We start from the raw sequence: 9,625 nt of genomic DNA on the forward strand, positions 1-9,625 counted from the left end.
TGACCTTACCCAGAAAAAGTAGAGAGAAAGTTAAGACGTTTTTATCATGAGAATAAATTGTGCAGGAATGCAATAGTTAATAGTAGAATGTCTACGTTATTTGTTATAAAAGATTTCTATGTATTCAAATATGGCAGTTCTGGTTTGTTGAGCGAGAAGTATCAATAAGCAGCTCCCTTTTAAGTGAACTTTTCTGCAACAGAGTTATCGTAACAACAGCCCTTATGGCTCATGCTGGAAATGATGTTTTTTGTATTCAATAGAAATTGGTAATTTTGAGAGGTATACTGTGACCCTTGATCGCTATGTAACAGCAGATTTTTATCGGGTTTGCGTTTATCAACGGCCATCAATAAAGAATCTATAACTAATTATCATGTTACTCATTAACCACCATGCGTGAATATAGGTCAATTATTGCCGCCAACAACCTTCTTTAGTTTTTATGTAGGTAATCCCAAACTTTATTTGGCTGATCAGTAGTAAAATTTTGATCCAATGTGTTCGGAGCCACAACTCGGTTGCTTATTTGCTGTTTTTTATTTTTGAACCTTCGTCTAAGCTTGGTTTTAATGCCATTTTCTTGCATAACACTTTGTACTGTTTTAATTTTTGCCTAAAGCTTTTAATTCAGCGTGAATTTTAGGGGCTCCATATCTGCATTTAGAAGCTTAATGTATTTTTTGAATATCTGCTAGAAGCCCTTCTTTTGCTAATTCTTTACTGCTTTTTTCCTTAGCAACCCATACCACCAGTACAAAACCCTACATAGTTCCTGTGTTTTATAGCAATTTCTATATAAAAGAATACTTTACTCTTTTTCTTTGCCCAGGGCTTTTTTTAAGATGTCTCTTTCTCTTATTAGCTCTTTTTTTAGATCAAATCTTTCTTTGTCATAAGGAGCCTTTGCCTGGAAATGCGTATGCTCCAGACATTTTTCCATCATATTTTCTTACTTAACATACTACCATCTATACCTAGATCTTTTGCTATTTTTGTACTTGCTTGACCTGTTTCTTTAACCAGCTTAACAGCTTCTAATTTGAATTCTGCTGTATATTCTCTTCTATTTGTCATATTTTGAAAAAACGTTTTATTTTACTCCAAAAACGTCTTAACTTTCTCTCTACTTTTTCTGGGTAAGGTCACTACTTGGATGACAGATAGTAGTGCGAAAGTCTCTTACAACTTACTTTTAATTAGTCTAACCCATGCGTGCCAATCCCTCTCACCAAGATTGCTTTCAAAAGATAGGAGATCCTTTACAGCTTTTGAGCAAATTTCTTCACTTGGAATTGATAACTCCTTATTCATTGCTAACGTTAAACATTGAGTTTTGCACGCTCGTTCTAAATGATATGTGTAGAACATTGCTTCTTGTATAGTCCGACCACACGTTATAGATCCATGATTACGGATTAACATGACAAAATTTTCTTTCAGATCAGCTATTAACCTCTTTCCTTCTGTATCGCTAAGTGCTAGGGAATTATAATTATGGTAAGAGATTTTATTGTAAAAGTGCAGTGCCCATTGACTTATAGGAAGCAGCCCATCTTTGAGAGAAGAAACCGCTACAATAGAAGGTGTATGCAAGTGAAAAATTGCTTGAATATCTTTCCTTGCTTGATAAACAAAACCATGAATTATATAGCCAGTTCTATTATATTGATATTCTTTGCCTTCAATTACATCTCCATCAAATGATACTTTCATTAACGAACGTTCATCTACTTCATCAAAACGCATACCAAACGGATAAATATAAAACGACTTTTGATCTTCAGAACGCACTGAAAGGTGAGTATATGTATGATCATCGAACTTAAGGTAGGACAAAATCTGATAGGCATAGACTAGATCCCTTTTTACTCTGCTCTTTGTTAACAACACAATCCTCTGTTAGAATCTTCTGAAGGTTTATACGCGAAAAGAGACTTGTAGTAAACTAATAAGTCTATGCCACTCTGTCTTGCTTTCTGAATACCAAACACTTTTGTGTTGTAGCTTGCTTAAAAATAGTTATCGTTATTATAGAGTTTATATACAGAATTTATGTTTTTAAATTACATAATATCTTAACTACAAAAATAATTTTCTATATAATATTTCATATGTTTTAAAGCTTCATTTTTATGTTATTATAAATGTAAGTTTCAAGATTGAAAATAATATGGTAAATATTAACACAAAAAAACAGCCAGCAGGATTTTTCATATATCTCTCTGGTCTTTCGGAAAGTGGTAAACTTTCCACAGCAATAGAATTATCTAATATGATAGACGCATTAATTGTAAATAGCAAGTTCTATAACAATGTTCAAGCTTGCTCTATATACGATGGTGTCTTTGAACGTGATCAAATACCTAAAGAAGTTCAAGATAGAATATATGGCATTATGCAAATTATGCTTCAGGTAATAGAAAATTATCCGATTCACTCAAAAAATTACATATTTATTGATGAGTTGATGGAAAATAATGACCAGAACATGAGGATGTATGATTCAATAGTAAGGCTTAGTAAAAAAATGAACACAGAAATCCTTCCTGTGGTACTTAGGTGTGATCTACCGACATTACAAAAGCGTATTGCATTAAAAAGGCAAAGAAAAAATAGGAAGGTGATTAATCTAAATAGCATGATAGAGCAATGTAGGATTAACAATTTATTTACACCACCGAGTGCTATAGAGATAGAAAATTCAAATATGAGTATAAAAGAAGTAGCTCAAGAGATAGTAAACCAGATGCACAAGCTTAGCCAAATTGCGTGTATGCAAAAAAATAGTCTATAGCAATTTCATATACTGAGGCTCATTTAAATATAGAGCTTCAACTTCATTTAATTTTTGCTTGTTCTTCAGTCTATAATGAACTAATAGCCCTGCATGGCTAGCATTTAAATTGCAATCCATATGTGTACTGCTTGTAGCGTAACCAGGGTCACATGCTGCAGTTGGACCAGACAGCGGCAATAAATTGAAATCAAATAACTGTGTATAAAACCCTTGAGCATTTTTGATTATAGCTCTGATATTTTTTTTGCTATTTGCACAAAGCAAAGATATTGCGTAGGCTTGAACTTCCAGCGCACTAACCCCGTATAACGGCTTATTTGTAGCAAGATTTATACCTTGTGCAGCTGATATACCAACTCTAATTCCAGTGAAACTTCCTGGTCCAACTACTACCGCCAAATGATCTATTTTATCATAATTATAGTTGTGCTTATCAAATAAAGTACTTAGTATTTGAAAAAATGATTCTGCATGACTATTGCTGGTGGAATTGTGCTCTACAAAACAGTTACCATCATAATCAACTATTGCTATTGAACTACCAATACCTACAGTATCAATCGCTAAAATAGACATTACTTAAGCTTATCATAGAGTTTTGAAAATATTATAGTAAAGGCACCATTACCCATAACATTTGCTGAAGTGATTATTGGATCAAACACTATATACAATGCTGTAATTAACGAAAGCATTTCTGGAGAGAATTTGAGATATTTCTCAAGAATAGGTAGCATTACCATAATTCCTCCTGCCGGCACTGCCACGATAGCAAACTTAAATAACAAAAAATAGAGAAGAAAAGTTACATAATCTATTGTGAACAATGAATAACCGGAGGCAATTATCATTGATAATATTATGATAAAAAAGCAATCACCTACTAAATGAAAGCTAGCAGTTATTGGTACAACAGACGATGCTATGTCAGGTTGCTTTACATTTTTTTTGCTTCCTTCAAGAGTAAGTGGCATAGTTGCATTACTAGACATTGTGCTCATTGCAGTAATAAATGCCGGTATCATATTGCCTATACTAGCTATCCAGCTTGTGATCTTGAATGAATTTGCTGCTCCATATAAGAGGAAAACATAAAGGTAGGTTGCAGATGCTATAATAATGAAAATTATTGAGTAATCCTTAAATATTATAGATAAAACTTGATCATGCTGCATTTTTAAAGCAAGCCCAAGTACAAATATTGGAATAATCGGCGTCAAAAACGTCTTCAAAATAAAGAGAGTTAAATCTAACATTTTGTTCGAAAGCTCTTTGCTTTTCTTGGGTAGCAGTGTGGACACTACTATGCTGGACACAAATCCACAGGCAAGGGCATAAAAATTAGAAAGCAATGCAGGCAGCCTAAACGACCATAAGGGAACAATTGTTTCTTCATACGTTATATCTTGTATTGAATGAGTGTTTTGTATGATAAAATGCCCAACAGAATAAGCTATTAAACTTGAAGCCAGATTTGACAAGAAGATCATTATAATAAGTAACAATATGAACTTTATAGCTGACTGCTTAAGATTGTTAACACTGCTAAAGATTAACGCAAAAATAATAAAAGGCATTATAAATAGCAAAACCTCTTTTATACTCAGGCTCGTTGAGTACAAGAAGGTTTTTGCTTCCATTGGAACTAAATGACCAAAGAATGCAACTGAAGTGATGACCGTGAGTAAGATTAATAGTTGTAGCACGTTCTTATATACCAATGTCCTATGGACATATATATGGTAAGTTAGTTGTTAAGTAAAGCAAAACTGTCTAAACTGCACAGCAAATGACGTAATGAAAGTAGCTGACACTGGAATGACAAAGAAGAGTGAAATTAGCACTCACTTATTATTCGTGTCGTTTTCAGTAAAAGCCTCCTCCCATGTGCCTTGAGTTGCTGCACGGCTATACTCTGTTACTCTATTTTCAAAGAAATTCGTATGTTCCACGCCATTTAGTATTTCATCAAGCCACGGAATAGGATTATCATTAACATCATATATGGACTCAAGACCTAATTGCATTAACCGTCTGTTTGCTACGTAGCGTATGTAATTGCGCACTTCTTCTGCAGATAGTCCTTCAACGTCTCCGAAATTAAAAGCAAGCTTTATAAACTCATCCTCAAGCTCAACAATAGTGCGGCATGCAGAATATAATTCCTCTTTAAACTCGTCGTCCCAAATTTCATTATTCTCTTTAATAAATGTATTAAACAACATGATAATTGAATTGGTGTGCAAAGTTTCATCACGGGCTGACCAGGCAATTATTTGTCCCATGCCTTTCATTTTTCCAAAGCGTTGAAAATTGAGCAAAATTGCAAATGATGCGAATAACTGCAACCCCTCGGTAAATGCACCAAACACCGCTAGAGTTTTAGCTACATGTTTTTTATCGTGTTTTTTGCTTTCCTCGAATTCTAACATGTATTCATACTTCTTTCTCATAGCATCATACTTTAAGAATGCTTGATACTCGCTTTCTGGCATGCCAATTGTGTCTAAAAGATAAGAATAAGCTGCAATGTGTATAGTTTCCATATTGGAAAAGCTTGCAAGCATCATGCATATTTCCGTTGGCTTAAATATATTTGAATAATGCCTCATGTAGCAGTTATTTACTTCAATGTCTGCCTGAGTAAAAAATCTAAAGATCTGGGTTAGTAGATTTTTTTCTACACTTGAAAGTTTAGTTTTCCAATCCTTTACGTCATCAGCAAGCGGAACTTCCTCAGGTATCCAATGGATTCTTTGTTGCTGCAGCCACGCATCATACGCCCAAGGGTAATTAAAAGGTTTGTATATTGGATCTGCTTCTAACAATGACATAAGACACCTATTATTTTCTAAAGTAAATATTATATTAAGTGATATTGAGAATCAGTCAATTTAACTTTTTTGAAATTTGACGGCAGATAATTTATTAGTGTATTATAGCTTCAAGTAATTTATCAACAGAAATGCGAGTATTAATATCTTTTATTTTATTATTTACAGTGAGCTGCACTCACACTATTCACAATCACGGAGCTCCTGGCATTAGTGTTGAATTGTGGAGCAAGATAAAAGTAGGTGACGATAAAGAAAAAGTGGTTCACACTTTAGGATCACCAACATTAGTATCAAAGTTCGATGACAATGTTTGGTACTATGTCTCATATAAAATTAAACAAGCCAATTTTTTAGGAAAAAGGAAGTATAGTAGTAAGTCTCTGCAAATTTCATTCGACCAGGACGGTAAAGTTGAAGATACAAAAGAAACTGACATCTTAGAGAGATCTTTGGCTGTTTCTGATTGAAAGTTTGCTCAGATCTTCCTACGTCATACCGCGGTTCATTCCATAACTGTACGAACATTGCGATTTGGGCCTACCAGAAGGGTGTCATGAAAGTAGCTGACACTAGTTCCTTTATGACGGCAGTGCCCAGACTACTTGGATCCAGGAAACTTAATTGCAAGTAATGCATTGGGTTTGGTAAGTATGGGTTTTGCGTTATAGAATGAAGCACTTTTGGTGAATTTGTAAAGAAAACTGGATCCCAGTGTCAAGCACTGGGATGACACCATTTGTTGTAAACTCACTTTTACTCTATGGTTATACTACCTTGCTGCTATCTTGAACGGATACAGTGGGCTTATTAAATTATAGAATTACTTTAGCTATAGAATAAAATCTAGTGTTACTTCACGCCAAATGTGGTGGTGCTGAGTAGGCAAGCCGGTCAATGGGCTACATTTATATACTGCACGCATTGCATTATCTGCTATCGACCTGAAAAGTGGATTATTTCGATAGGAATCACTGTCTGCTACATCCGCCATAATTATCTCGCCTTGACTGGATAACAATAAGTTAATTTTTATATTAAAATTTTCTTTGTAAGCTATGCTTTCAGGAATGCTCCAGCATTTTGTGAGCTTTTCTCTTATAGAGTTAATAATTTCTGTTACAACTAATTCATCCTTTTTGCTCTCAACGCTTTTTTCGTTTCCTATTTCATTTTTTGCCCCTCTAACATCCCTTCTTAGTTTTTTCTCTACACTTTTTTTTCTTTTTGGAATTGGAATGAATTCTTTACCCTCGTTAATAATGACTTCTTCTTGCATTTCGATAATTTGCCTCGGTTGTGCTACAACAGTGTGCTCAACTATTTCTTTTTTCCTTTGTGGTATAGGAACAGCTAACGTATCATTCGTTTGGGCTTTTGTTGAAGATAACGAAAAAAGCAAAAAACAACATAAAGACAAAAAAAGAATATAATTCGAATAGAAAAAACGCATATGTTAAGCAGCTTGTTTTACTGGTTTAAAGCTAATATTGCACGTAAAGTCAATATATTTTAGTTGATGGACGAGTTTGAAGTCAATAAGGAATCCCTTCAAAGCTGAAGGCAAGCGAAAGATTGTCTTCTCGACAGACAAAGGAATTGTATAATGGATTAAAAGGAACCGTATGACAAAAATTATAGCAAAAGAATATACAGAATTTTTAGAGCAATTGAAGGATCATATTGCAACAAACCGTTATAAAGCAGCACTTGCAGTAAATAGTAAGCTTATTTTGCTTTACCACCATATTGGTACAGAGATCCTAAAACGCCAAAAAGAACATACCTGGGGAGCTAAGGTAATTGATCAATTAAGTAAGGATTTGAGAAGTACATTTCCAGAAATGAAAGGCTTTAGCATGAGAAATCTGAAGTATATGCGTAAGTTTGCCGAAGAATATCCTGATGTTGAATTTGTGCAGGAGCCTCTTGCACAATTAACTTGGTATCACAATATCACTCTTTTGGAAAAAATAGAAAGTCATGAAATAAGATTATTTTATGTAAAAAAAGCTATTGAACATACGTAACATTATGGTGATGCAGATAGAACTTGGCCTTCATAAACGGCAAGGTAAAGCAATTACAAATTTTAAAGAAAAACTGCCTTATCCAACATCAGATCTAGCAAATCAAACTCTTAAGGATCCGTATATTTTTGATTTTTTAAGTATAGGTAAGGATGCTCATGAAAGAGAAGTAGAAAAAGGACTCGTAGGGCATATGGAAAAATTTCTGTTAGAACTCGGTGAAGGATTTGCATTTGTTGGTAGACAATTTCATTTAGATGTTGGTAATAAAGACTTTTATATTGATTTATTATTCTATCATTTAAAGTTACGTTGCTTCGTAGTGATTGAACTGAAAGATAAGGATTTTAAGCCGGAATATGCTGGTAAAATGAATTTTTATCTTTCTGCAGTTGATGATTTACTGAAGCACTCGACAGATCAACCTTCTATAGGGTTAATCTTATGTAAATCTAAAGACGATGTACTTGCTAAATATACACTCCGAGACATGAACAAGCCAATAGGGCTAGCAGAATATCGAATAACTGAAAATCTACCAGAGAACATAAAAACAGCTTTACCGACGATAGAAGAATTAGAAGCTGAATTATCCAAAATTTCAGACGAGGAAAAGTAATGTTACTAAAATCATTCAAACAATTATTTAGCAAACCAAAAGCTCAGTATGAAATGCATCAGGCTCAGGAAGAAGAGTGGCAGCCAATAACTTACTCTCTCATAGCCTTGAAACTTTGGAAGCAAACAGTAACGGAGTAAGTGATTTTTATGGATTACACGCTCTAGGTGCACTATCCTATATATCATACGGTCAATACACTCTAAATGAGATGGAAAGATGAAGGCATCATTATAGCTGCTAAAAAATACGGCGATAAAAACTTAATTCTTTCTCTATTTACAAAAAATCATGGAAAGCGCAGGGGATTAACTAAGCTAACAAACAATAGCAATTATAAGTTTCAGATAAGTAATCTATTACATGCAGAATGGAGTGCTAAGTCACCTGAAAATCTAGGTTTTTTTAAGTGCGAATTAATCGAATCTCCATTCCATCATTTCTTTCAAGATAGGTTAAAAAGCATTACTATTGTTTCTTTCTCCTCTATTTTAGAAAAAGTGCTTCCAGAAAGTGAACCCTGTGCCATGCTGTATGACAATTTTCGATATTTCATCGATGTAATTAAACACAACAATCAGTCTTGGCAAAGCCATTATCTTAACTTAGAGCTTCTGCTTCTTACGCAATTGGGATTCAAGTTAGACTTATCCAAATGCGCTGTAACAGGTGTTAAGGAAAATCTGCAATTTATTTCTCCAAAAACTGGTAGAGCAGTGTCAAAAAAAGTAGGAGATTATTATGCAGATAAACTCCTACCTTTTCCACAAATGTTGCATGATGTATACAATAATACCCTACAAAACAGCTACTCATTCCAAGAATTTCAGTTAGGACTGAAAGTCACAGGATATTTTTTAAATAAGTATCTATTTTTGCAGTTAAATGTGAAATTTCCAGAGCTGAGAAACCTCATGTTGTCGCTTTAATCCTAGTTATCATTTTTTTGAAATCATTTCAGAAATCTATAGCTAACCCAAGCAACACGTCATACCGCGATTCATTCCATAGCTGTACAAACATTCATTTTTGAAGGTATAGCATTTCTCATAATAGTCCGAACAGGTCATAGGAAGGCAGAATCAACAGCACGACGAAAGGATTCGAATAGAGGAATGTTTTTCCTGGCTCTGTTTTTTATAGCAAACCAATGATGCTCAATTTTGTTGAAATCTGGAGAATAAGGCGGCAGATACAAAATTTCTGCACCAACCCCTTTAGCAAGCTCGATAATCTTATCAGACTTATGAAAAGTAGCATTGTCAAGAATGACAGTCTGTCCAGGTTCCAAGATCGGTGTCAAAAATTGCTCAAACCATCCATTAAAAACATCCATATTACA

11 protein-coding genes and 2 pseudogenes are annotated in these 9,625 nt (G+C 34.2%); 5 read left to right on the plus strand and 8 right to left on the minus strand.

Features of this window, described 5'->3' with window-relative positions:
- Positions 1–96: 96 nt before the first annotated feature.
- Positions 97–1,077 (minus strand): annotated as a pseudogene (locus ACIPNH_RS06760) (IS3 family transposase).
- A 105-nt stretch (positions 1,078–1,182) separates the two neighbouring features.
- Complete coding sequence (locus ACIPNH_RS04490) at positions 1,183–1,893, minus strand: class II aldolase/adducin family protein (protein ID WP_400771945.1); 711 nt, start codon at positions 1,891–1,893, stop codon at positions 1,183–1,185.
- Between the two features lie 280 nt (positions 1,894–2,173).
- Here ACIPNH_RS04490 and ACIPNH_RS04495 point away from each other — a divergent pair, with 280 nt between their 5' ends.
- Positions 2,174–2,797 carry a hypothetical protein gene (locus ACIPNH_RS04495; protein ID WP_400771947.1) on the plus strand — a complete coding sequence of 208 codons (624 nt, stop codon included), beginning with the start codon at positions 2,174–2,176 and terminating at the stop codon, positions 2,795–2,797.
- Here ACIPNH_RS04495 and tsaB read toward each other — a convergent pair.
- The 3 genes from tsaB to ACIPNH_RS04510 form a co-directional block, all read right to left on the minus strand.
- Positions 2,792–3,376 carry a tRNA (adenosine(37)-N6)-threonylcarbamoyltransferase complex dimerization subunit type 1 TsaB gene (gene tsaB / locus ACIPNH_RS04500; protein ID WP_155969018.1) on the minus strand — a complete coding sequence of 195 codons (585 nt, stop codon included), beginning with the start codon at positions 3,374–3,376 and terminating at the stop codon, positions 2,792–2,794. The two genes, ACIPNH_RS04495 and tsaB, sit on opposite strands and share 6 nt — an antisense overlap.
- Positions 3,376–4,506, minus strand: a complete 1,131-nt coding sequence (locus ACIPNH_RS04505) for a cation:dicarboxylate symporter family transporter (protein WP_320157053.1) — start codon at positions 4,504–4,506, stop codon at positions 3,376–3,378. The genes tsaB and ACIPNH_RS04505 overlap by 1 nt, the downstream gene beginning before the upstream one ends.
- Before the next feature lie 138 nt (positions 4,507–4,644).
- Entirely contained in the window at positions 4,645–5,634 is a 990-nt protein-coding gene (locus ACIPNH_RS04510) for a ribonucleotide-diphosphate reductase subunit beta (protein WP_155969016.1), read from the minus strand.
- A 131-nt stretch (positions 5,635–5,765) separates the two neighbouring features.
- On the opposite strand from ACIPNH_RS04510, the gene ACIPNH_RS04515 reads away from it, so the two are divergent.
- Positions 5,766–6,104 carry an outer membrane protein assembly factor BamE gene (locus ACIPNH_RS04515; protein WP_006279908.1) on the plus strand — a complete coding sequence of 113 codons (339 nt, stop codon included), beginning with the start codon at positions 5,766–5,768 and terminating at the stop codon, positions 6,102–6,104.
- A gap of 131 nt (positions 6,105–6,235) precedes the next feature.
- Here ACIPNH_RS04515 and ACIPNH_RS06690 read toward each other — a convergent pair whose 3' ends face one another.
- Positions 6,236–6,388: a hypothetical protein gene (locus tag ACIPNH_RS06690; protein ID WP_237357331.1), complete on the minus strand. Its 153-nt coding sequence runs from the start codon at positions 6,386–6,388 to the stop codon at positions 6,236–6,238.
- A 78-nt stretch (positions 6,389–6,466) separates the two neighbouring features.
- Positions 6,467–7,087, minus strand: coding sequence for a hypothetical protein (locus tag ACIPNH_RS04525; RefSeq protein WP_006280120.1), 621 nt, complete (start codon positions 7,085–7,087; stop codon positions 6,467–6,469).
- Between the two features lie 172 nt (positions 7,088–7,259).
- On the opposite strand from ACIPNH_RS04525, the pseudogene ACIPNH_RS04530 reads away from it, so the two are divergent.
- From ACIPNH_RS04530 to recO, 3 genes and pseudogenes are all read left to right on the plus strand, one after another.
- Positions 7,260–8,283 (plus strand): annotated as a pseudogene (locus tag ACIPNH_RS04530) (PDDEXK nuclease domain-containing protein).
- Positions 8,284–8,359: 76 nt separating this feature from the next.
- Positions 8,360–8,506, plus strand: coding sequence for a hypothetical protein (locus ACIPNH_RS04535; protein ID WP_007548499.1), 147 nt, complete (start codon positions 8,360–8,362; stop codon positions 8,504–8,506).
- The gene (gene recO, locus ACIPNH_RS04540) at positions 8,490–9,212 is read left to right on the plus strand and encodes a DNA repair protein RecO (protein ID WP_400771951.1); all 723 of its coding nucleotides are present in this window, start codon (positions 8,490–8,492) and stop codon (positions 9,210–9,212) included. The genes ACIPNH_RS04535 and recO overlap by 17 nt, the downstream gene beginning before the upstream one ends.
- Positions 9,213–9,349: 137 nt before the next feature.
- Here the strand turns inward: recO and ACIPNH_RS04545 are convergent.
- On the minus strand, positions 9,350–9,625 hold a 276-nt coding region (locus ACIPNH_RS04545; RefSeq protein ID WP_400771714.1), incomplete at its 5' end, for a transposase.

The sequence above is a fragment of the Wolbachia endosymbiont of Drosophila barbarae genome, assembly GCF_044752445.1.
Taxonomy (GTDB): domain Bacteria; phylum Pseudomonadota; class Alphaproteobacteria; order Rickettsiales; family Anaplasmataceae; genus Wolbachia; species Wolbachia pipientis.

Bases quoted from the DNA above. Each gene is read 5' to 3' on its own strand.
- ACIPNH_RS04495 (WP_400771947.1), top strand. From the start codon at position 2,174: ATGGTAAATATTAACACAAAAAAACAGCCAGCAGGATTTTTCATATAT.
- tsaB (WP_155969018.1), bottom strand. From the start codon at position 3,376: ATGTCTATTTTAGCGATTGATACTGTAGGTATTGGTAGTTCAATAGCA.
- ACIPNH_RS04510 (WP_155969016.1), bottom strand. From the start codon at position 5,634: ATGTCATTGTTAGAAGCAGATCCAATATACAAACCTTTTAATTACCCT.
- ACIPNH_RS04515 (WP_006279908.1), top strand. From the start codon at position 5,766: ATGCGAGTATTAATATCTTTTATTTTATTATTTACAGTGAGCTGCACT.
- ACIPNH_RS04525 (WP_006280120.1), bottom strand. From the start codon at position 7,087: ATGCGTTTTTTCTATTCGAATTATATTCTTTTTTTGTCTTTATGTTGT.
- recO (WP_400771951.1), top strand. From the start codon at position 8,490: ATGAGATGGAAAGATGAAGGCATCATTATAGCTGCTAAAAAATACGGC.